Source organism: Streptomyces sp. NPDC058289, from assembly GCF_042880975.1.
Taxonomy (GTDB): domain Bacteria; phylum Actinomycetota; class Actinomycetes; order Streptomycetales; family Streptomycetaceae; genus Streptomyces; species Streptomyces stoeckheimensis.
Genome location: NZ_JBHVYI010000122.1, coordinates 1 through 22161, shown reverse-complemented (window position 1 = coordinate 22161; position 22161 = coordinate 1). Strand labels below are relative to the sequence as shown.

At 67.0% G+C, this 22161-nt stretch carries 16 protein-coding genes; 9 read left to right on the top strand and 7 right to left on the bottom strand.

Annotated features, from left to right (window positions below):
* Positions 1-457 (top strand): glycoside hydrolase family 6 protein (locus ACFVX6_RS37025; protein WP_389698991.1); only part of this gene is annotated, 457 nt, incomplete at its 5' end.
* 235 nt (positions 458-692) lie between these two features.
* On the opposite strand, the gene ACFVX6_RS37020 is transcribed toward ACFVX6_RS37025, so the two are convergent.
* A complete protein-coding gene (locus ACFVX6_RS37020) occupies positions 693-1040 on the bottom strand; it encodes a hypothetical protein (protein WP_389698990.1) in 348 nt (115 codons plus the stop codon).
* The gene (locus ACFVX6_RS37015; protein ID WP_389698989.1) at positions 1041-1226 is read right to left on the bottom strand and encodes a hypothetical protein; all 186 of its coding nucleotides are present in this window, start codon (positions 1224-1226) and stop codon (positions 1041-1043) included.
* Between the two features lie 656 nt (positions 1227-1882).
* Here ACFVX6_RS37015 and ACFVX6_RS37010 point away from each other — a divergent pair.
* Positions 1883-2722, top strand: coding sequence for an IS5 family transposase (locus tag ACFVX6_RS37010; RefSeq protein WP_389698988.1), 840 nt, complete (start codon positions 1883-1885; stop codon positions 2720-2722).
* Here ACFVX6_RS37010 and ACFVX6_RS37005 read toward each other — a convergent pair.
* Positions 2717-3115, bottom strand: coding sequence for a hypothetical protein (locus ACFVX6_RS37005; protein ID WP_389698987.1), 399 nt, complete (start codon positions 3113-3115; stop codon positions 2717-2719). The genes ACFVX6_RS37010 and ACFVX6_RS37005 overlap by 6 nt on opposite strands.
* A gap of 1232 nt (positions 3116-4347) precedes the next feature.
* On the opposite strand from ACFVX6_RS37005, the gene ACFVX6_RS37000 reads away from it, so the two are divergent.
* Together ACFVX6_RS37000 and ACFVX6_RS36995 are read left to right on the top strand one after the other, a co-directional pair.
* The gene (locus ACFVX6_RS37000) at positions 4348-4941 is read left to right on the top strand and encodes a hypothetical protein (protein ID WP_389698986.1); all 594 of its coding nucleotides are present in this window, start codon (positions 4348-4350) and stop codon (positions 4939-4941) included.
* A gap of 55 nt (positions 4942-4996) precedes the next feature.
* Positions 4997-5302 (top strand): hypothetical protein, encoded by a 306-nt coding sequence (locus ACFVX6_RS36995; RefSeq protein ID WP_389698985.1) that lies wholly within the window; start codon positions 4997-4999, stop codon positions 5300-5302.
* A 31-nt stretch (positions 5303-5333) separates the two neighbouring features.
* Here ACFVX6_RS36995 and ACFVX6_RS36990 read toward each other — a convergent pair whose 3' ends face one another.
* Complete coding sequence (locus ACFVX6_RS36990; protein WP_389698984.1) at positions 5334-6461, bottom strand: hypothetical protein; 1128 nt, start codon at positions 6459-6461, stop codon at positions 5334-5336.
* 193 nt (positions 6462-6654) lie between these two features.
* On the opposite strand from ACFVX6_RS36990, the gene ACFVX6_RS36985 reads away from it, so the two are divergent.
* The gene (locus tag ACFVX6_RS36985) at positions 6655-7212 is read left to right on the top strand and encodes an ALF repeat-containing protein (protein WP_389698983.1); all 558 of its coding nucleotides are present in this window, start codon (positions 6655-6657) and stop codon (positions 7210-7212) included.
* Positions 7213-7514: 302 nt separating this feature from the next.
* Here the strand turns inward: ACFVX6_RS36985 and ACFVX6_RS36980 are convergent, their stop codons facing one another.
* Together ACFVX6_RS36980 and ACFVX6_RS36975 are read right to left on the bottom strand one after the other, a co-directional pair.
* A complete protein-coding gene (locus ACFVX6_RS36980) occupies positions 7515-7730 on the bottom strand; it encodes a hypothetical protein (RefSeq protein WP_389698982.1) in 216 nt (71 codons plus the stop codon).
* 592 nt (positions 7731-8322) lie between these two features.
* Positions 8323-12390, bottom strand: a complete 4068-nt coding sequence (locus ACFVX6_RS36975) for a LamG-like jellyroll fold domain-containing protein (RefSeq protein ID WP_389698981.1) — start codon at positions 12388-12390, stop codon at positions 8323-8325.
* Between the two features lie 605 nt (positions 12391-12995).
* Here ACFVX6_RS36975 and ACFVX6_RS36970 point away from each other — a divergent pair.
* Positions 12996-19385 carry an RHS repeat-associated core domain-containing protein gene (locus ACFVX6_RS36970; RefSeq protein ID WP_389698980.1) on the top strand — a complete coding sequence of 2130 codons (6390 nt, stop codon included), beginning with the start codon at positions 12996-12998 and terminating at the stop codon, positions 19383-19385.
* Positions 19382-19639 carry a hypothetical protein gene (locus tag ACFVX6_RS36965; RefSeq protein WP_389698979.1) on the top strand — a complete coding sequence of 86 codons (258 nt, stop codon included), beginning with the start codon at positions 19382-19384 and terminating at the stop codon, positions 19637-19639. The genes ACFVX6_RS36970 and ACFVX6_RS36965 overlap by 4 nt, the downstream gene beginning before the upstream one ends.
* 500 nt (positions 19640-20139) lie before the next feature.
* Here ACFVX6_RS36965 and ACFVX6_RS36960 read toward each other — a convergent pair whose 3' ends face one another.
* Positions 20140-20343: a hypothetical protein gene (locus ACFVX6_RS36960; protein ID WP_389698978.1), complete on the bottom strand. Its 204-nt coding sequence runs from the start codon at positions 20341-20343 to the stop codon at positions 20140-20142.
* A gap of 287 nt (positions 20344-20630) precedes the next feature.
* On the opposite strand from ACFVX6_RS36960, the gene ACFVX6_RS36955 reads away from it, so the two are divergent.
* Positions 20631-21116: a hypothetical protein gene (locus ACFVX6_RS36955; protein ID WP_389698977.1), complete on the top strand. Its 486-nt coding sequence runs from the start codon at positions 20631-20633 to the stop codon at positions 21114-21116.
* 285 nt (positions 21117-21401) lie between these two features.
* Positions 21402-22109 carry a hypothetical protein gene (locus ACFVX6_RS36950; protein ID WP_389698976.1) on the top strand — a complete coding sequence of 236 codons (708 nt, stop codon included), beginning with the start codon at positions 21402-21404 and terminating at the stop codon, positions 22107-22109.
* Positions 22110-22161: the final 52 nt, after the last annotated feature.

Below are 22161 nucleotides of genomic sequence, written 5' to 3'. Positions count from 1 at the left end.
GCGGACCAAGCTGGTCTCCCTGGGCTTCGACGCGAACCTCGGCATGCTGATCGACACCTCCCGCAACGGCTGGGGCGGCACCGCCCGCCCGACCGGACCCGGCGCACTGACCAGCGTCGACACCTACGTCAACGGCGGCCGCTACGACCGGCGCATCCACCTCGGCAACTGGTGTAACCAGGCCGGCGCCGGCCTCGGCGAACGACCCCAGGCCGCCCCCGCCGCAGGCATCGACGCCTACGTGTGGATCAAGCCCCCGGGCGAGTCCGACGGCGCGAGCAAGGAAATCCCCAACAACGAGGGCAAGGGCTTCGACCGCATGTGCGACCCGACCTACACGGGCAACGCACGCAACGGCAACAGCATGTCGGGGTCCCTCCCCGACGCACCGTTGTCGGGCCAGTGGTTCTCGGCCCAGTTCCAGGAGCTCATGAAGAACGCCCACCCGGCACTCTGACGCACCGCCGGTGAGCTGACCATCCCGTCCCACCCAGCTCCGCTGAAGGGCCGGAGCCGTACGGGAACCTCTGGCTCTCCGTACGGCTCCGGCCGCGGCACGCTCAGGGGGGCGGCCTCACAAGCTGTTCCTGAAGCCCGAAGCCGCAGGTCAGTCCCCGATAGTCCGAAAGATGATGTTTGCGGAGCCGTTCACCGAGCCGTCACAGTGACCGATACCGCCGTGGCCCGCCTGCTCAAGCCCCGTCGATGCTGTCGAGGAGTGCCTTGGCCTTGCCGGTGCAATAGTGATTCGGGCCGAAGGTCGCCAGGCAGGCGTCGTACGCGGCCGCGGCCCGCGGCCAGGCCTCGGTGACACGGCCCAGCCCGAAGAGAGCCGTAGCTGCGACCGTATCGACAGCGCCGGTCGCCGGCCGGTAGTCCCCCTGGGACAAGTTGCGGCGCAGCACGTCGGCACGCTGCACCTCGGCGAAGGCCTCCGCGTGGCGGTCCTGGCCACCGAGGGTGGCGGCCAGAGCGAGCCGCAGGAGCAGTCTGAGCCGGTCGGGTTCGTGACGGGTCGCGAGCACCTGGCGCGCCAGCACCTAGGCCTCCGGATGACGGCGCAGCTCGGTGAGGGCGGAGACCTGCCCGGTACGGGCGACCGCCGCTATGAGCTGCATGTCCCGTCCCATGCCGCGGTCCGCGAGCTGTGCGACGGCCGCGCACTGCGCCTCGCATTTGCCGTAGCGGCCGAGTGCACCCAGCGCCTGTGCGCGGTCCGAGCGCATTTCAGGGTGTGGGGGTGCTCGGAGCCATAGGCCCTGACGGAGGCCGGAAACAGCTCGTCGTACATGGTGAGGGCATCGGCATGACGGCCTTGGGCGCCCACTGCGAGAGCGGCGATGCCCATCGCGAGCGGTCCGTAGATCTCGTGGCGCGGCCGGAACGGGCCCGCGGCGACGGAGCGTGCCTCCGCCTCGGCCTCGGCATAGCGCCCCGCCCGGTACAGGACTGCGGTGTGAGCGAAAGGGGTTCCTGCCATCTGACCTGAACCGTTCCGGCCACGCCAACGAAAGAGCCTCACGCCCGGAACATACGAACAGCGTTCGCCAGCACCGGCGCGGCCCCCTAGCCAACCGTCTTCGTCACACCTGCGGTCAGGGAGTTTCGAGGCGCAGTCTGTCCGTAGCGCTGCGGCAAACTCCCAGGTTCAGGAACAGGTTCTCAAAGAGCGTTTTGTCCCGTCGGGGGCGTTTGGCAGCTGTTTGGGTAGCGGAGTGGGCTGGGACTGCTGAGGCCAGGGTCGTTCTCCGTGACCTGAGAGACGGCTGACGCCATTGCCAGGCACGTTTCCGCCCATTCGCTCCTGTCTGGTCCCAAGGCGCCCCCACTCACCCCTGTTTGCGCCCTGTGGCTGTCTGTCGGCCGGCGGAACTATCGAAACATGTCTCGACAGCGGCCGTATCCGAGTGACCTGTCCGATGCCCGATGGGAACTACTCAAGCCCATTCTGTCGACCTGGCGGGCCGAGCGGCGAGGGAAGGGACTGGACATCGGCCGGCCGCCCGAGCACGACCTGCGCCGGATCATGGACGCGGTCTTGTATGTGGACCGGACCGGGATCCCCTGGCGCTACCTTCCCCACGACTTCGCGCCGTGGGAAACCGTCTACGGATACTTCGCCGCCTGGCAGAAGGACGGCGTATTTGACCAGCTCAACGGCCTGCTCCGCCGACTGGTCCGGGAGGCCGCAGGCCGGGACGCCGAACCAAGCGCGTGCGTGCTGGACGCCCAGAGCGTCAAGACCTCCGCCAACGTCCCGGCCGCCAGCCAGGGTATCGACGCGGGCAAGAAGATCGCAGGCCGCAAGCGCCATATCGGGGTCGACACCCTCGGCCTCCTCCTCACGGTCTGGGTCACCGCGGCCAGCGTCTCCGACAACGCCGGCGGCATCCACCTGCTCTCACACATCGCCAAGGCCCACCCCAGGATCACCAAGGCATGGGCCGACACCGGTTATCGAACCAAGGCCATCGACCACGGCGCCACCCTCGGCATCGACGTCGAGGTCACCCGCCGCGACCCGGGCCAGAAGGGCTTCAAGGTCATCCCGCGCCGCTGGGTCGTCGAGCGCACCTTCGGCTGGCTCATGAACCACCGCGGCCTCGCTCGCGACTACGAAACCCACCCATACCGCTCCGAAGCGATGATCCGCCTCGCGATGATCGACCTGATGAGCCGCAGGCTCACGCGAGAATCGACTCCGAACTGGAAGGACTCATAGTCGCCGGGCCACGCTGACCCGCGCATTTTCGCCCCTCATCGCCTGCGGCCAGCGGTCATCAATGACACCCGCCGCTTCCCGGCAAGCGCCGCAGGCGTTCTCCCGCTCCGGCAGCCACCAGTAGTCGGACGGCGACATGCCGGCTTCCTGGATTCCGCACAGCGTCCTGTCAAAAATGCCGAAGGCGTGGGAGACGTCGGCGGGAAGGCCGTCTGCAACGGCCCTCTCCCAGCGCATCCCCACGGGCAAATACCGCGGCCGCGCGACCTCGAACCACTCACCACCCACATAGGTGGAGGCGTAGCACCAGGAACAGGACCAGATCTCCGAATGCGTCACCGCCGGCAGCGCCGGCCATCGCCACATGGCCCGTCCACACACATCGCACTCCATGGGCGGATCCTCACACGCCTCCATGCGTGGACCCAATCCGCTGACACCACGCTACTTACCAAACACCCAAGGCGGAACAAAACGCTCTTTGACCATGGCCAACCTTGCCGGTCCCTGGGATGCCACCAGGTTCATCGAATGCGACAACGGACGCGCTCACGACAAGTCCTGTCCCGCATGCCCTGACTGCGAGGAAGGCTTCATGCACTTCGACGCCGCGACGCAGACCTGCCGACACACCCACTGACTCATCTCGAACCCACCCGGCCAGTGCCGGATGAACTGTCGGTGGTCGAGGTCTCCCGGCGCGCAAGATACGTGTGGACCCGGTCTCCTGACCTACCCTCGAAGGGGCCGGTCTCGCCCGCGGGACGACTGCTCTCTGCCCACTGACCCCGATCCGGTCCCGGCCCGACAGCCCCCACCAAGCCGCCCGTACCCGGTCCGCCCGCGCCCGGACTCCCCGCCGTCCGGGTGCGGGAGCCGCCCCCGTCACCGCGTACGCCCCGCGCCCCTGGCCGGTGCGGCCTGCTGCCGGTGGGGCTTCCGTCGGGGCCAGCTGTCCAGGGGCCGCGGCAGCGGGCGTGGTGGTCGAGCGGGAACGGGCCGCCGCCGGGGAGACCCTCACCCGGGACGCGGGCGCGGCCGGCGCCGAGGGCGGCGTCGTCAGAGAGTGCAGGGTCGCGTCCACGAGACGCCCGACCGTCGTGGAGGACGGGCCGCCCTTCCAGGAGGTGTCGGCCTGGAAGCGGGCCAGGTGCGCGGCGAGAAGACCGGTGCCGCCCTGGTCGCGGATCTGGTGCATGCGGTGGGCCAGCAAGGGCCGCTGGCGCGAGCCCACCAGGACACCCACCTGCGTCTCGGGCAGCACGTCCTTGACGACACCGACGATCGCGGCGTGCGCGAGCGGGTTGACGCCGAGCTGCTCCAGCGCCTTCGCGCGGCGCCGAAGTCCAGGTCCCGGGGCACGGCCAGGCCCTCGGTCAGCGGCCCCAGGACCGCTTCACGTCCACGCCACTGCCGCGCCCCATGGGAACCCAGAGATCCGAGCACTCAGGCCCGCACGACAAGCCCACACACGCGACAACCAACCTTCAGTGGGAAACGACACCGGCCTTCAGCAGAAGAACGACACGCCTTAGCCGAAAGACCCCAGCTCAACGCCCCGCGCCCTGGTGCACCCCCTTGTCGCAAGGCAATGAAGGATCCATGGCACCCATCAGGATGGGCTCATGGCACACATCATGGTCGTAGCGGTCTCCCCCGCTGACCTTGACCGGCTCGACGCTCTGGTCCAGGAACAGCAGACCGCCGAGAGCCGCTGGCAGGCCGCCGCCGAACAGGACGCGAACCTCCTCGCGCTGCGCGGGCCCGAACTCCGCGCGGCCCGCACGCGGATCCGCGCCGAGCGGGACCGGCTCCGCAAGAGCGGCCAACACCGTGTCAGCCGGCTCCACGCCCTCGCTCCCGCGCTCCGCACCGAACTCGAACACCGCGGCCTGCTACGGGAGTGGGACCCGATCCCCCAAGGCGCTCAGCGGGCCGGACAGACGCTAGGGGGCGCCGGACCGCACTCGGGTGCCGGGCTGACCGCCAGACTCGTCGTGAGCCTCCCAGAAGCCCTCTGGACACCCCTCCAACGCGGGGTCTACTGGACCAACCAACCCCACGTCCAAGCCCTGGAAAAGTGGAAGGACGTGTGGCCCACCGGATCCGCCGCACCACCCGAAGCCCTCACCGAACGCACCCGGATCACAGCCCACATCACCACCACCGGACACATCCTGCGCACGGCCCTGGACCACACCCTCCGCGGCCCCTCGTAGGCCAGCCACCGAAACTGTCTGGAGCCTGCCGCGAGCCCCTGAGAGGATCCCCAGCATGCAGAGTCCCACCGCGGAAGAACTCCTCACCTCAGTCTTCGGGCTGTCCCCCGAGCACGCGCAGCAGATCGCTGACCACATCGACATCTGCAAGGGCCTGCTCGCGGCCGGCACCGACATGGACACCGTCCAGCAGCACCTCAAAGACCAGGGCGTCCCCATCATCACCGCCATCCTCATCACCAGGCTCCTCGGCGACGAGCCGATCACCCTGCGGGCCGCACGAGAGATCGTCGAATGCAGCCCAGCACGCACACCCAGCACCACATGCAGCCAACCCACAACCGCACACCGCCCCAGGTAACTACAAGGCACCGCAACAGCCAGCCCCGGTGTCAGTCGAGGCGGGTGCTGGCGGCGAGCACACCCGCTCCCCCAGCAATGACCAGGCCCCACGCCACGGCCGTGCCCACGCCGCCCAGGGCGACCGGGGTTCCCACCAGCCAGCCGTACAGCCCCGGCATGTAGAGCAGCGGGATCCCGGCCGGGAACGGCAGCATCACCCCGAACACCTCGCGGTACCCAAACGGGTGGACACCTCCGTCCAGCCGGACCAAAAGCTTCTTCACCGACCGGTGCAAACGGACCGAGACCGCCGTCGCGAGCAGGGCAACCCCCACCGGGTACCACCAGCCGCCGGCCATCGACATCGCACGGGTGCGGTCCAGGATGCCCAAGCACCACAGGCTGTTCAGGACCACGGCGCCGGCCATCAGCGACAGGACCAGCCCCGCATCCGTGTAACCGGACCACAACACCCACCCGGCGCAGCTCTGCAGGAGGACCCCCGCGAGCGTCCCGTACACGACCCGACGCTGCCTGCCCGACATCATCACCCCGCCCGTCCCCCTCCTGTGACCTGCGCGATTCCCCTGTATGGGATCGATGGAACACCCCGGACGGCATCGTTCCCGGATCTGGGAACGATGCCGTGCGCGTCCCGTCCCTTTGACCCGCGCGGCGGCCTGCCGGTGGGCGGGCACCGCGGCTTCGGTCGGAGCGGCCTGGCCCGGCGCCGCCCCGTTGGACGTTGTGGTGGAGCGGGAGCGGGCCGCGCCCGGGGACACCCGCACCCGGGACACTCGTGCCGGCGGAGGCGTGGTCAGGGCATGGTGTGTCTGCTCGACCGGGCGCCCCACCAACGCGGAAGCCGGACTCTGCTTCCAGGAGGTGTCCGTACCCAGACGGGCCAGATGCGCGCCGAGGACTTTCTGGCCCTGGCTGTCGCCGAGCTGCTGCATGCGAGCGGCCAGCAGCGGCCAGTGACGGGCGCCGATGAGGAGACCCGCCTCGTGCTCGGGCAGCACATCCCTGACCATCGACACCATCGCCGCGTGCGCGGCCGGTTCCACGCCGAGCTGTTCCAGCACTTTCGCCCTGTCCCCCAGATTCATGTCCAGGGGAACCTTCAGGCCCTCGGTCAACGGCCCCCAGGAACGGCGCGCATCCTCACTCACCGCCACCCGTCCCACCCCTCGCGCGGCCGCGACGACAACGCGCGTGCTGACCGATACCCCCGTGGGGAGCGTCCCGGAGACGCACCGTCCTCGCTTCGGCTAGCCAGGTCGACCCGCATCGAACATGTGTGTGACATACGATCAGGTGATCTTGCAAACAGAAGAATCGATCACCGGTCGGTTCCAACGAGGGGGATTCATGAACACCGTCCGCGCAGGACTTGCCTTGGCCGCTGCCGCACTCGCTCCGGCCCTGCTTGTCGCCACCCCGGCCTTCGCCGCCACTCCGCCCGGCACGCCGCTCGCGTCCAAGGCCGTCGCCTCCGACGCCGACAACGCAGCCGCGATCGCGCGCATTCTCGCCAACCCCGCCTCGGGGAAGGCCGTCAAGCGCGAGGCCAACAAGGCCCTCAACGGCACCCCCGCCAACCGGACCGCGTTCCTCGCCACCGGCTACGCCAAGGCTCAGGACGAGGACAACTCGGTCGCCATCTTCCGCATTCTCGCCGACCCCGCCTCCGGCAAGGCCGTCAAGCGCGAGGCCAACAAGGCCCTCAACGGCACCCCCGCCAACCGCACCGCGTTCCTCAAGACAGGGCGGCGCCTCGCCCAGGCCGAGGATGACCGTGTCGCCGTCGCCCGGATCCTGGCCCGCCCGGGCATCAGCGACGCCCTGCGCGCCGCAGCCAACAAGGCAATCGACGGCACCCCTGAGGAACTCCGCTACTTCATCACCATCGGCCAGTACCAGGTCTGAACTGCCCTGCCAAGGCCGGGGTGGTGATCAAAGTTGCCGCCCCGGCACAGCCCCACCGCCGGCCGATCGGAGACCGGCGGAAAGTGAAGGATGGACGAGCGCTCTCCCCTGAAGGGCTCTGGTTCGTTTGAGATTTGCGGTGACCTGTTCCAGTTTTCTGGGAGCAGTACCAGTGCGCGGGTCGGTATCCGGTCCGCTAATGATCTCCAACGGCGGGCCGTCTTGAATGCGGCACCGGGCGCATCGGATGCCCTGGACTCGTGCGCAGCGCTGACGGACTCCAGCAGGTATGGCGTCAGCGATCAGACTGCAGGGCGTTCTGCCGGCTGCCAGTCCTCCACGGGCTTGGTGCGGAACAAACCCCGGTACACCAGACGGGTCAGTACTACGGCGCCCTCACCGTACTCATCCAGCTCCCCGAAGGCCTCGGTCGCCGAGTCGTACACGAACTTCTTTCCCTTCGCGTTCTGGATGACCCACTCCCGATCAGCTGCAACGCCAATCCCACCAGTCTGCATAACTCCCCCACCTGCATCTGCGAAACATGAGCGAATGCGTGATCGTAGCCCTGCCGTCCGGACAGCTCGCCCCCACCCCCGGGTGGGCCGTCAGAGCCACGAGATGTCCGGGGTCGCGGTCTGTCTGGCTTGCACACGTGAGCAGATGTCGTCGGGAACGTCCCAGGGAAAGCCGTCACTCCAGACGTCGCGCGGGCGCCTGCCAGCCAGGGTGCGCTGGACGGGCCACGGCGGGTGGCCCGGACGGTGGTGGTGAGGGGTGTGCGGGGGCGCGGGCCGTCCGGGTGGTAGGAACGCAGCTGGACCAGGCCGCGTGCAGCGGGAGCTCATCCCCCTCTGCGGCGGGGCTGCACGGTGTGAGCGAGGCGGGCGGTCAGACGGTGTCCCGGGTGTAAGGCAGTTCGGCGGCTGAGAACTCCGCGCTGCTGATGAGGTCCGTGCCCTATTCCCTCGATTCTCGCGTCCTTTTGCCGCTCCTGGTATCGCAGAGGCGTGGTGGCCTGTCAGCCGCGCGGGGTGTGTATCGGCAAAGGCTGCTGGCCCGTCTCCCCTGGGGGGAGGCGGGCCAGCGGTCATGGGTCAGTGGTTGGGGTTAGCCGATGGCTCCGAGGGGTGAGGCGAGGCCGGAGGCGTGCCAGCGTTGTGCGTTGGAGGCGTTGCAGTCGGAGAGTTCGAGTTGGGTGCCGTTGACGGTGCGGGCGTAGGGGAGGTCGAGGCAGCGGCCGGATTGCGGGTTGTAGAAGCCGCTGGTGGCGGTGGGGAGCCATTGCTGGCTGCCGGCGCCGGTGGTGCAGGTGTTGAGCTGGATGAGGGTGCGGTTGGCGGTGCCCCCGGATGCGGTGGTCACGCACTTGCCGGCCACGCGCAGCTGGCCGTCCTCCCGGATCTGGAAGGTCTGGGAGGTTCCGGGGGGTGTGTTGCAGTCGTGGATGTAGATGCGGTTGCCTTCGGCGTTGCTGCCCTGGTCGTCATCCGCGCACTTGTCGCTGTTCACCGCTGAGACCAGGGTGGTCCTGGTCGCGGAGGGGACCGTGGAGTGGTCGTAGACGGCCACGTTGCTGATCTGCCCCTTCCAGAAGGACCAGGGCTTGCTCTGGTTCTTGAACCGACCGAGGACCAGCGGGCCGGTGGCCTTCCATACGTTGGCCTTGGGGTGGTGGCCGGTACCGGCGAGGGTGCCGTTGACGTAGAGGGCGATCAGGCCCGTGACGTCGTCGTAGGTGGCGGTGAGCTGGGTCCACTCCTCGAGGCGGACCTTGGCTGCGTCGTTCATGACGCCGGTCTGGTCGTAGTCCCAGCCGTCGTCATCACGCTTGGACATCCCGAAGCGCCAGGTACCGTCCGCGTCGTGCCAGATCATGAAGCCGCTGGCGTGCAGGCCGTCCTGGCTGATGACGACGTTCTTCCCCGCGGACTTGGCCCAAGCCGAGACGGTAAAGCTGTTGGTGGTGTCGACCGGGGAGCCGGCGGAGGTGACGGTGCCGCTGGCGCCGTCGAGGCTGATGACCTGGGTTGCCGTTCCCGCGACGGTGCCGGCAATACGCGTGGCACCGGTGGCGCTGAGCGTGCCGTGGTTGCGGCCGCGCATGTCGACCGCGGTCGTTCCCGTCGTCTCGTCAAGCTTCCAGTGGTTGGTGGAGATCCGGGCATCGCCCATGAGATCGGAACCGGCGAAGCCGGTCACCTTGCCGCTGGTGACCTTGCCGTTCCACGTCCGCAGACGGTGGTTGTCATCGAGGGCCCAGAGGTCGGGGATGCCGTCGGCGCTGGTGTCCCCAGAGGTGCCGATCACCGGATACTTGGCGGCAGAGACGCCGGATCCGATCGTGGTGCGCTTGGTGTGGTCACCGAGGGCGGCCGGGTTTCCTGCAACGTTGGCGTACTGGTAGACGGCGCCTGTGGTGTCGTCCCGGGCCCACAGGTCGGCCAGGCCGTCGCCGGTGGCGTCACCGGGGGCCATGATCGTGAGGTTTTCCCAGCCGCTCGTGCTGAGGATGAACGTCCCCGGGTCGATCAGATCGCCCGTGGTTGGTTTGCCCTGGAAGAGAACGAGCTGCGTACCGCCCGCTCCATTGCTCTCTACGGTGAGCAGGTCGTTTCGTTGGGGCGTGGTGCTCGCGTCGGGCAGTACGTCGCCGACGGCGAGGATCTGCTTGACCCGGCTCCAGTTTCCTGCGTACTCCGGCCCACAGGGCTTCTTGGTAGTGGCGACGGTGCAGCCCTCATCCGGCCGCGCCACATCGACGACGTTACTGGCGTTGAAGTAGGGGCCGCCGACCTTTTTGGAGTTGCGGTAGACCTGGAGCTGTCCGTTGTAGAACGCCCACAGATCATCGACCTCGATGCCGTTGCCGCCGCGATGGGTGGTCAGGGTGCCGTCGCCCCAGCCCTTGCCGGTGGAGCCGGGGTTGGGGCTGTTGGCCTTGGTAGAGGCGATCAGGCCGCCTGCTGACGGGTCGGTGGCCGTGGGGTAGACGATGAGGTCGCCGTTGTCGGCGGGGGCGATGAAGTCGACGAGGTCGTCGTTGGTGATGTCGCCGAGGGTGGTCTTGGCGTTCGGGTTGTCCGGGACGTAGAAGACGTAGGTCTGCTGCTGCGAGCGGTTGCCCGCCCGGTCCACGGATTGAACGCGCAGAATGTTGGTGCCCCACCAACCGGGCGTGAGCGCGATGGTGGCGGTGCCGTCGGCCGCGGCGTTGATGCGGTCGGCGCCGCCGACGGGAATGTCCTCGTTGAAGGCCCACTCGTAGAAGAGAACCCCGCTGAGCGAGTCGGCGGCCCTTACCTTGAAGTTGCCCTTCTGGCCTACGTACTTCGTCGAGCCGGGCAGGGTGCCGGATGGCGGGTACTCGGCGGAGGTGACGACTGGGATGGATGGCGGCTGGCTGTCCATGGTGAAGCGGCCGCCTTCAACCCAGGCGGAGCCCAGTTCGCCGTCGAAGCTCTGCACCTGCCACAGGTAGGTGTGGCCGTCGACGAGGTTCTCCGGGTAAGCGGTCACCTTGTGGTCGCCACTGCCCAGACCGATCTGGGCGCTGTCGTACACCTCGGGGCCGCCGGCGGTGTCGTAGACCATGAACCGGGCCGAGGTGGCCTGGCCGTCGGGGTCGCCGGACCAGGCGCTGATGCTCATGCCCGGGTAGGAGCTGGCGCCCACCCAGCCGTTCTGGGGTGCGGGGGTGGTGGTCAGGCCCCAGGGGTTCTTCGGGGCGCGGTTGTACTCGATGTAGAAGAACGGCAGCTTGGTCTTGTCGCGGGTGAATCGTTTGAAGCCGTTGTTGCTGCTGGTCTTGGACTCGTTGTCCGCGAAGAGGGCAAAGGTGAGGTAGGGGTTGTTCTTGTATGCGGTCAGGTGGCCGGCCACGTCCCACTCGCCGTGCGTGGAGGAGGCGGGGCAGCCGGGGCCGCCGGCGCTGTTTATCGAGGCCGTGCCCAAGACTCCCAGGTCTGCGGGCTGGGCCTGCCAGGTGATGTTCGACAGGAGCGGGCCGGTGGCATGCAGGTCCACGTTGTAGCGGTTGTTGCAGGTTGCGTCGGCGGCGTAGGACTGGGTCGCGTGGAGGGACGCCTTCTTGATGACTTTGTCGCCGAGGTCATTGGAGTAGAGCTGGACGTAGTAGCGCTCCAACCCCGTCTTGGTCTGCCAGCGCTGGTAGCCGACGCCGGGGTCGTAGGGGTCCGCATAGTCGTTGTAGCTGGTGGTGGTGGGGTACGCCTCCTGGACCCAGGCCCAGCTCTGGGTCTCGCGCTCGATGGGGATCCACGCCGGGTCGATGTACACCGGGTAGGCGGTGTCGGGGGCGGTCAGGAAGGACTGGTCCGGGGTCAGGGCAATCGAGTCCGTACCGAGGTCCGTCTGCAGGCGGGTGGTCTTGGCGGCGTCGCCGGGGCCTTCGCTGTCCGAGGTGGTCTTGACCGCCTCGTCGTCCCCGGTGCCGGCCGGCGGCTCGTCCGCGGTGACCATCTGGGAGAAGGCGAGGGTACCGGCCTGTCTGGCGAGCGGGACCTGGACAGGCGTGGTGGAGTCCCACATCGTCGGGGTCGGCGCCTGGAAGACCGTACGGCCCGAGATGTCAGCGGCCTTCAGGTTCCCGTGCTCGTCGGCGGAGACGGTCACGCCCTCGCCCTTGAGGCCCGTGGTCAGCTTGGCGAGCTTCGGGTTCTTGGCGGCCTCGGCGGACTTGACGACCAGGATCTGCGAGATCCCACCGCTGACGTCGGCCGTGATCTTTAGGTCGGTACCCGGGAAGACCTCGTGGTAGACGGCGCTGGATTCTTCAAGCACCGGTTCGGGGAGCGGGTTCGGCCAGCTCAGCACCAGCTGCTTGCCGTCCTGGTCCAGGGTGGCAAGCGGGGCGGTGCCGCCGCCCGACAGGGTCAGGCCGCTCACCGAGGCTTTCGGGCGGACCATGCCGTCGGCTGCCTTGACCAGGGTGGCGTCCAGGTCCGCCCAGTGGCCGTCCTGCTTAGTTCGGACGGGGGCGACGCTGCGGGTCAGGCCCAGGGTGCCGTCCGGATTGGCGACCACGGTGTCGGTCTCGGTCGTCACGGCCGGCACAGGGACCGGCTTACCCGTGGCCTTCGCCTCGGCGAGCGCCGCGTCCTCCGCCTGCTCCCGCTCGGTCCTCAGCGGCTGCGGCGGCGCCGGCTCGCTCTGCACGGGCGGCGTGTCCACGGTTGGTGCTGCCGTGGCGCCGGGTGCGGCGCCGACGGCGGTTATCGACAGGGCCAGTGCGATCAGCCCTGCCAGTGCGACCGGCCGGCTGGCCGGTCGTTTGCTTCTTTGTGTGCCCCCCACGGCAAAACTCCCGATGTGGTCGCGATGGTCAACTGGCCGCGAACGCTAACAGCTCTCTGACCAGGTACTTCAAAGTGCCCCGCCGTTCGGAACCAAAGATTCAGGGCCAAATCTCCCACATGTATGGGATGTCCATTTTTTCAAGCCATGCATCGCATAAGTGAATGGTAAATATTCGATCACGCTTTGAAGTAACACAGGTCAGCCGGGGGGAGATTGTCCAGGTTGATGATCATTTCGCGAACCGGAATCAAGCGTAGGATCCGTCGCCAATTGATCATTTGGCTGACCGTGGGGGGAATGCCGTGCAGGCGCCACCAGAACTACGCTCAAAAAGAAGGCGATCTGCGGCAAAACGCCGCATACTCGTCAGCTCCGCTGTTGTGCTTTCGCTGATCGTGGGGGCCGGTACCGCCGGGGCTTCCGAGTGGAAGCCCAAGGACCCGACTCTCTGGTCACCCGGCCCCGTGCAAGAAGCCGAATCGGTACCCGGGAAGAGCGCCCCGAAGGCAGGGGAAGAGGTTCCGGAGGAGCAGGTTGATGCCTGGGCTCCGAAGGACGTCTACTGGCCGCCGGCCACCGACGCCGAGGTCGATCTCGGCGCCAAAGCGCCGATCCCGGCAGACGGCTCGCTCTTCACCAACCCTGACCTCCCCAAGGGTCCGGCCGCGCCAACTCCCGATCCGAGCCGCGTCGGTGACGCACCGGTATGGGTCGCGCCCGCCGCCACGGAAGACGCGCCGCGCAGCGGCAAGGCCGAGGTGGAGCTCGAGGACCGTGCGGCTGCCGAGAAGGCCGGCCTGCAGGGGATGCTGGTATCGGTCCGCCCGGGTGAGGGGGTGACCAAGGGCGGTCCGGTCAAGGTGTCCGTGGACGTCTCGCACATTTCCGGCTCCTTCGGCGCGGACTGGCTCTCGCGTGCCCAGCTCGTCACGCTTCCCGAGTGCGCGCTGACGACGCCCGAGCGCCCGGAGTGCCGTAAGCAGACTCCGCTGGCCACGACCAAGGACGGTGATCGGCCCGGTCTCCTCAGCGCGGAGGTACCCCTCGCGGCACCTGAAGGCGCTGCCCAGAGCCTGAGTGCCGATGCGGGTACCTCGGGCGAGGCCACCGTCTTCGGCGCGTCGAGCAGCCCGAGCGGCCCGGCCGGCAGCTACGCGGCCACCAGCCTTGGGGCCTCCGGTTCCTGGAGCAGCGGTTCCAACACCGGTGGGTTCTCCTGGTCCTACCCCATCGGCCTACCCGAGGGCCTCGGTGGCACGAAGCCGAACGTTGCCCTGTCCTACAGCTCGCAGGCCGTTGACGGCCGTACGGCCGCGACGAACAACCAGGCCTCCTGGATCGGCGAGGGCTGGGACTACTCGCCCGGCTTCGTGGAACGCCGCTTCAAACCATGCGCGGAGGACGGCCAGACAGGATCCGGCGATCAGTGCCTGGCCGGCGAGAACGCCGTCTTCTCCCTGGATGGCAAGTCCTCCGCCCTGGTCAAGGACGACACGACCGGTAAATGGCGGCTGGAGAACGACGACGCCTCGAGGGTCGAGCGCCTGACCAGTGCGGTCAACGGCGACGACAACGGCGAGTACTGGAAGGTGACCACCACCGACGGCACCCAGTACTACTTCGGCCTCGGCCACAAGCCTGGCAGTCCCACCGCGTCGGCCACCAACTCGGCCTGGACCATGCCCGTCTACGGGAACAACACCGGCGAGGACTGCAACAAGTCGACGTTCGAGACGTCCTGGTGCACGCAGGCCTGGCGCTGGAACCTCGACTTCGTCGTCGACTCCAACGGCGGCCTGATCACCTACACCTACGACACCGAAACCAACCGCTACAAGCGCGGCGTCTCGAACGCGAACCCGACCGGCACGCTCACCCAGTACGTCCGCGGTGGCAACCTCAAGAAGATCACCTACGGCTCGAAGCTGAACGACGCCGACACCGTAAAGCCGACGGCACAGGTACTTTTCGATGTTGAAGAGCGCTGCCTTCCGGAGGAGGGCGTCTTCGACTGCGCGCCGGAAAAACTGAACGCAGCCAATAAGACGAAGTGGCCGGACGTGCCCTTCGACCAGCAGTGCGCGGCCACCGGTACCTGCGAGAACTACTCACCGACGTTCTGGACGACCAAGCGGCTCACCAAGATCACCACACAGGTCCTGGACAGTACCGGCAGCTACGACAACGTCGACTCGTACGCATTGACGCATCAGTTCCGCGACCCGAAGGATGGCACCGCGCCGTCCCTGTGGCTGGCCTCCGTCCGCCGGACCGGATACGACGATACGGCGTCGTTCACCCTGCCGCAGGTCGTCTTCTACGGCCTCCCGCTGAACAACCGCGTCGACTCCAGCATCGACCAGCGGCCGGCCATGAACCGGCACCGCATCGTGAAAATCAAGTCCGAGACAGGCAAGATCACAGACGTCCACTACGCGGACGCCGACTGCTCCCCCGGCGCAGGCCTGCCCGCGGCCGCCGACGCCAACACCAAGCGCTGCTTCCCCGTCTACTGGAACAAGGACCCCAAGAGTCCCAACAATCCGGAGCTGGACTGGTTCCACAAATACGTCGTCGACAAAGTCACCGAACAAGACCCCTTCGGCGGCTCACGCGACCAGGAGGTCCGCTACGAGTACCTCGGCGGCACCGCCTGGCACCGCGACGACGACGAGCTGACCAAAACCGAGTACCGGACCTGGAACCAGTTCCGCGGCTACGGACAGGTCATCACGCGCGCCGGCCTCGCCCCGGACGCCGTGTCCAAGACGTCCGCCTACTACCTGCGCGGCATGGACGGCGACTTCAAGGCCGACAACAAGACCACACGGTCGGTCACCTTCACCGACATCGCCGGGAAACCAGTCAAGGACAGCAACCACCTCGCCGGGACTCTCCGCGAGCTGCAGACCTTCGCCTCCGACGGCGGGGAACTCGTCTCCACCGCCCAGCACGACCCGTGGATCCCCGAGGTGACCGCCACCCACAGCCGCGGCGACGGCGACGGCCGGCCTCCTCTCACGGCCCGGATGCAGGGCACGGCCTTGTCCCAGCAGAAGGTGCTGCTCGCCGACAAGACCTGGCGGACCACCTCGCAGGCCGTCGACTACGACGAGACCTACGGACTGCAGAGGACGGTCCTGGACAAGGCAGACGGTCTGCCCGACATCTGCACCACCAACTCCTACGTCCGAAAGATCACCGATACCGTCTACATCGTCGACCGGGTCTCACAGGTCCTGCGGACCCAGGCCGCCTGCGGCGATACCGCGACCGAGGCGAACACCCTCGACGGCAGCCGCGTCCAGTACGACAACAAGCCCTTCGGCACCCTCGACGGCCCCGGACTGCCCACCAACACCAGCGTCCTGGACCGCTTCGACTCCGGCGTACACAAGTACATCGCCAAGTCCACCACCGCCTACGACACCTACGGCCGCATCACCAGCACCACCGACGCCGCAGGCGCCACCACCAAAACGGCCTACACGCCGGCCGGCCCGGCCCGCGCGACGACCCTGAAGGTCACCAACGCCAAGAACTGGACGACCACCACCACCCTGCACCCGCTGCGCGGGCTCCCGGTCAAGACCGTCGACCAGAACAACCGCACCACCGAGGCAACCTACGACGAGCTGGGCCGCACCACCCAGGTGTGGCTGCCGGGCCGTGCCCGTAGCGAGAGCGCCAGCAAGGTGTTCGCCTACGATCTGAACCAGTTCGGCACCAGCTCGGTCACCAGCCAGACGCTCCGGGCCAACCAGTCGTACGCCACGTCCATCAGCATCCTCGATGCCATGGGGCAGCAGGTCCAGACCCAGTCCGTCCCGCTGGACAACTCGGCAACCACGCGTCTGATCACGGACACCTACTACGACAGCCGCGGCCGTGCCTTCAAGACCAGCGGCACCTACTTCAACAAAGACTCAATCCCGGTGAAGAACCGCTTCACCCCCGTCGAGACCCTGGTTCCCGCCCAGAGCATCACCCAGTACGACGGCCTCGGCCGCCCTGTGGCGAACATCTTCTCGTCCAAGACGATCGAGCAGTGGCGTGCGACGATCGCGTATCCGGGTGCCGACCGTGTCGACACCACACCGCCGCAGGGCGGCAGCGCCACGAGCACCATCATTGATGCCCGCGGGAGCAAGACCCAGCTGCGCCAGTACAAGGTCGGAACCCCCACGGGGGCGTACGACACCACCCGCTACGGTTACGACACCGTCGGCCAGCTGACGCAGATCACCGACCCGGCCGGCAACGACTGGTCCTACGAGTACGACCTGCAAGGCCGTCAGACCAAGGCGGTAGACCCCGACAAGGGCACCTCCACCAGCACCTACGACACGGCGGACCGCCTCGTATCGTCCACGGACGCCCGCGGCACCACCATCTTCACCAACTACGACATCCTGGGCCGCCCCACCACCCGCAACCTCAACGCGGCCGACGGCACCAAGCTCGCCGAGTACGAGTACGACACCCTCCTGCCCGGACTGGCAACCGGATCCACTAGCTGGGTTGGCGGCAAGGCCTGGACTCAGGAAGTCACCGGCTACGACATCGGCTACCGCCCCACCGGCAGCAAGCTGACCGTCCCCGCCGGTGAAGGAGCCCTCACCGGCACCTACACCACCTCCACCGCCTACAACCTGATCACCGGGCTGGAAACCAGCACCGACGTACCCGCGGTCGGCGGCCTGCCCGCCGAGGACCTCTCCACCGGCCGCAACCCCAACGGCCTTCCCGTCTCCTACGGCTCGAACACCGTCGACTACGTCAACGAAATCGACTACAACGAGCTCGGCCAGGTCCAGCGCACCACCTTCGGCGACGTCCCCAAGCAGGTCGTCGCCACCAACATCCTGGACCCTGCCACCGGCCGGATCCTGAGGACCGAGCTCGACAAGCAGCAAGAGGCCGTCACCTCGGTCAACACCACCGCTTACACCTACACCCCCAACGGCGACGTCACATCCGTCACCAATATCCAGGGCGCAGCACGGGATACCCAGTGCTTCACCTACGACTACCAAGGCCGGCTCACCGAGGCCTGGACCGACACCGGCACCACCACAACCAAGCCCGGCCCCAGCGTCCCCGGTATCGGAGGCTGCACCAACACCACCCCCGAGACCAGCAGCATCGGCGGTCCGGCCCCGTACTGGCAGTCGTTCACCTACGACGTCACCGGCAACCGCAAGACCCTGACCGACCACGACCCCGCAGGCGACGCCAACAAGACCGCCGTCACCACCAACACCTACCCCGCACCCGGCACGGCGCGCCCGCACACCCCGATCTCCACCACCAGGAAGACGGGCAGCAACGGCGCGGTCACGACCAACCTCACCTACGACAAGACCGGAAACACCCTCACCCGCCCCGACACCGGCGACAGCCCCCAGACCCTCCCCGGCGATAGCGACCCCATCCAGACCCTGACCTGGAACGCGGAGGGCAAACTCGCCACCAACACCACCAACACCGGAACCTCCACCTACATCTACGACGCAGCCGGCAACCGCCTCGCCCGCAAGGACCCCGGCAAGACCACCCTGTACACCGGCTCGGACGAGCTCACCCGCGACACCGCCACCGACAAGGTCACCGGCACCCGCTACTACGCAACCCCCGGCGGCACCACCATCGTCCGCACCTCCGCCGGCAAGCTCTCCTACGTCGCGGCCGACCACCACAACACCGGCACCACCTCCATCGACGCGGCAACGCTCGCAGTCCAGCGCCGCTTCACCAAACCGTTCGGTGAGGAACGCGGTACCCAGCCGACCGCCTGGCCCGGCGAGAAGGGCTTCGTCGGCGGCACCCAGGACAAAACCACCGGCCTCACCCACATCGGCGCCCGCGAATACGACCCCGCAGCAGGCCGATTCCTCTCCGTCGACCCCCTGATGGTCGTCGACGACCCCCGCCAGCACAACGCCTACCAATACGCCAACAACAGCCCCCTCACCAACTGGGACCCCACAGGCCTCGTAATAGACGACGGCACCGGCCACGGAGAAAAGCCCGACGGCAGCCCCCCCAGCAACCCCGTCACCCCCGGCGGAAAGGACCACAACAACAGCGGCGGCTACAGAGGCGGCGGCCCCCCGCGATTCAGCGGCAGCAAGTGCGGCAACGACCCCGACTGCCGTAGCGTCAGCAGCAGCACCACCCCATGGCAGCGACACTGGGGCAAGCCATATACACCTCCTCGCCGCGTCCAGACCAACTCCGGATACCCGGCACAAGGGGTCCCACAGGGCAGCATCCTCGACCCCAACCGCCTGAATGGCCCATCAGCAACAGAGATCCCAGACCTTCCATGCGCCGCAGGACAGTCACAAGAAATATGTGACCTTAGAAGCGCACACAACAGAACGATGCAACTGTTTGGCCCTATCGCAGAAATGCGCGCAGGGATAAGAGCCGTCGAAGGACCACAGGGAACCCGCCCCGGAGGTAACCTAAAGGGAGTAAACCCAAGCGGCTCAGAGACCAACTGCGCCAAGTGTGCCGTTGCCACGGATCTGCGACTTCAAGGACAAAGCGCTGTCGCTGGCCCCGGAAATATCACGGACGCCAGCGTCCTCGAGGCACACTTCGGGTCCACATTTAGGCCAACATCAGGGAGAGATGGAATTGCAGGAGACCTTCTCAGGCGAGGAGACGGAGCCCGCGGGATCGTATACGGGTTCGACACTGACGGCAGCGGAAGAATCATATGGGGACACTATTTCAACGCCGTAAATGACGGCGGAAACGTAAAATTCCTCGATGGCCAGTCTGGCGGGTACGCAGACATGACATGGGAACACATGGACTTCATGCACACCGGAGGTGGCAAGTGACCATCACAGAAAGGGCGGCAATTTCACTGGCTGAGGAATTTGGCCGCGCATCCATCCCGGAATGGGATGAGTGGGGATGCGTGGTCGAAATTACAAAAAAATATCACCTTCCGGGATATTTTATCTGCATCTACCCTCCGAGCAATCCAGACTTGCGACTCGGCGGGAATGCTCCGATCCTCGTCGACAAGGAGAGTGGCACCTGTCGGTTCTCGAAAGGACGACAGGAACTCCTCTCCCCATACAGCGATTGAGTATCGATCGCAGTCGACAAAGCACTGCCCTGACGCCCCCAACTGCAAGGTTGGGCGCTTGAATTCGAAGAAATCAACCCATCCGGTCCGCACGGGCAGGGCCAGGAAATATCCCCGCCAATAGGTCTCCAACTCGACCGACAAAGGCGAGAATTCGAGTCCCCACCGGCTTCTTCGCCGGTGGGGACTCTGGCATCGGAACGGAGACAAGGTGATCAGCCGCGCTGAAGGTACCGTAATCTGCCGACGAGCCAACAATGAGATTTTCCAGCAAGTCGTATCAACTAACCTCTCTGCTGTTGTTCAGTAGAATCCTGAACTGCCGACCCCAACGCCCTCGCTGGCACCTGGTCCGGGCTATTACCCTGGCACGGTGCATCAGCCCGAGATGGGGACACTGCCTCAAGGTCCCTCTGCTGGGTTTTCGCTGCCCTCTTGGCTGTGCCAATGATTGTGGTGGGTTCAGGTCTCGCGATCGGCGCAACTCCTGATCGTATTGTCTAAAATCTCCTGCGCGCCGCGGCCTCGTCCAGCCCCAGATGAGCCGCCGCCTGGGCGGTGTCGAGGTCGGCGACCGGACCGCGGGCCGCCCAATAGCCGACCCGCTCCGCGACCACCTCCATCCGGCGGGCAGCCCGCACCCCCGCCACCGGGGAGGTCTTCGTCAGCCAGCTGATCTCCTCCTCCAGTCGCTCCAGCAGCATGGTGACCGCCTCCCGCAGAGGGATCGTCGCCGCCTCGACCGGGTCTGTACGGTCAACGGTGGATCTTCGACCAGGAAGTGACACCTGATGACAGACGTGACCGTGTCGGCGGAGGCCGTGGCGGAGGTACAGCCGTCCGGGTTGGTGCCGGACGTTCTCGATGACCAGCTGATCAGTCAGCTAGTGGACCGGGCCAGGGCCGACGGGATCAAGCTGACGGGCCAGGGTGGTCTGCTTACGTCAACGAGATCTATGCAGCACTTGGCCTCGGCTACTCCGAGGCGGTTATGCAGAAGATCTGGACGGAGATTGCCGGCCGCGATCCGCACCACTACGGCGCCCACTACGCGGCACTCCAGTACTGGTGCGCGAAGTGGCGCGGCTCGGAAGAACAGGCCATGTCTTTCGCGCAGCAGGCGGCGGCCGGCGCACCACTGGGCAGCCTGCTCACCGTGATGCCCCTGATCGCTTGGTACGAGCACCGCGACACTGAGGCGACCGAAGCGGACTTCCGCTCACCGCACGTCCTGTCCCTGGTCGACGCCGCTCTGGCGGACGTCGCCGCGGCGCGCCCGGATCATCCGGACGTCGCCGAGGTTCGCCACCTGCTGGCCTACTTCCTAACCCGCCAGAAGCGGTACGACGCCGCACTCGGTCAGTTCAGGATCGTCGACGGCTACCTGGGCTGCCTCCCATGGACGTACTGGACCGACCCTGCGGCCGCCTACTGCCAATGGCGCGACCGCGCCGCCCACCGAGCACGCCAACACTGAGCACCCGGCCACGTGAGCGGCCGGTTTCAGCCCGGCGCCCCAGCTCACGACACAGCTCCACCCAGAACGGCGTCCGGGGGCCGCCGAGCATCCACACAAAGCGATTACTTAGCATGTGCCAATTAGCACATCGGTATGCACCAAGGGGAAGCTGTGCACCTGAACAGGTATTTCAAGATGACGGTCGCGGGAATAGCGGGGACTGTCCTGCTCGTGGGATGTGCGGGTGCACAGGGCTCCGCAGTGCAAGCGAAGGGCGGTTCGCCTTCCGGAACCGAGCTGCCCGTGGCAATCGGTGCCCGCGACGTCGTCCATACCTCCGTCGACGAGCAGGAATACCCGGTCCGGCTCGCGGTCAAGAGCCTGGTCCGCGGCTCGGAGGACGACCTCAAGGGTGTGCGCGTCAAAGGAGACCTGAAGGACAAGATCCCGTTCTACCTGACCTACGAGGTCACCAACACAGGCAAGGACGGGATGCCCCACGCCTACGAGGTGTTCCGCAACCTGGCCCTGACCGGAACCGACTGGGCGCCGGGCACGCAGGTCAGCGTCAGCGCCTCGGACCTCTGCAAGGACTCCGCGCCCGACACCCTGGCGCCCGGCGGCTCGTACACCTCGTGCGGGATGTACATGCTTCCCAAGGACGTCGGCGCGATGACCGTGACGCATACCGCCGGACGCGGGCTCATCCGTCCAGCCAAGCAGGTCGCCTCCTGGCCGGTCGCAGGCGGCCTCGACGCGGCCTCGAAGGAAATGGCGAACGTAGGCGACACGATCGCCGTGCGGTGGGACGCCGGCCAAGAGGAGGGCGGTGTCCTCGAACTGCCCGGCACACTGAAGTCCGTACGCAAGGGAAACCCCGCCGATCTCACCGGATCCGGCCTCAAACTCGACGACGAGCAGAAGCTCCGCACCCCGTTCTACGTGACGATCTCCTACCGCAATCCCGGAAAGAACTTCCCAATAGGGATGTCAAGCCGTCTGCGTGGCTGATGGTGCGGGCTGGTAGCACGCTCCGTCGCGGAGCATGGCCCAGAGAACGTTG

Coding starts and splice junctions, on each gene's coding strand:
- ACFVX6_RS37015 (WP_389698989.1), bottom strand. CDS start 1,226: ATGCGCTCGGACCGCGCACAGGCGCTGGGTGCACTCGGCCGCTACGGC.
- ACFVX6_RS37010 (WP_389698988.1), top strand. CDS start 1,883: ATGTCTCGACAGCGGCCGTATCCGAGTGACCTGTCCGATGCCCGATGG.
- ACFVX6_RS37005 (WP_389698987.1), bottom strand. CDS start 3,115: ATGGAGTGCGATGTGTGTGGACGGGCCATGTGGCGATGGCCGGCGCTG.
- ACFVX6_RS37000 (WP_389698986.1), top strand. CDS start 4,348: ATGGCACACATCATGGTCGTAGCGGTCTCCCCCGCTGACCTTGACCGG.
- ACFVX6_RS36995 (WP_389698985.1), top strand. CDS start 4,997: ATGCAGAGTCCCACCGCGGAAGAACTCCTCACCTCAGTCTTCGGGCTG.
- ACFVX6_RS36985 (WP_389698983.1), top strand. CDS start 6,655: ATGAACACCGTCCGCGCAGGACTTGCCTTGGCCGCTGCCGCACTCGCT.
- ACFVX6_RS36980 (WP_389698982.1), bottom strand. CDS start 7,730: ATGCAGACTGGTGGGATTGGCGTTGCAGCTGATCGGGAGTGGGTCATC.
- ACFVX6_RS36960 (WP_389698978.1), bottom strand. CDS start 20,343: ATGCTGCTGGAGCGACTGGAGGAGGAGATCAGCTGGCTGACGAAGACC.
- ACFVX6_RS36955 (WP_389698977.1), top strand. CDS start 20,631: ATGCAGAAGATCTGGACGGAGATTGCCGGCCGCGATCCGCACCACTAC.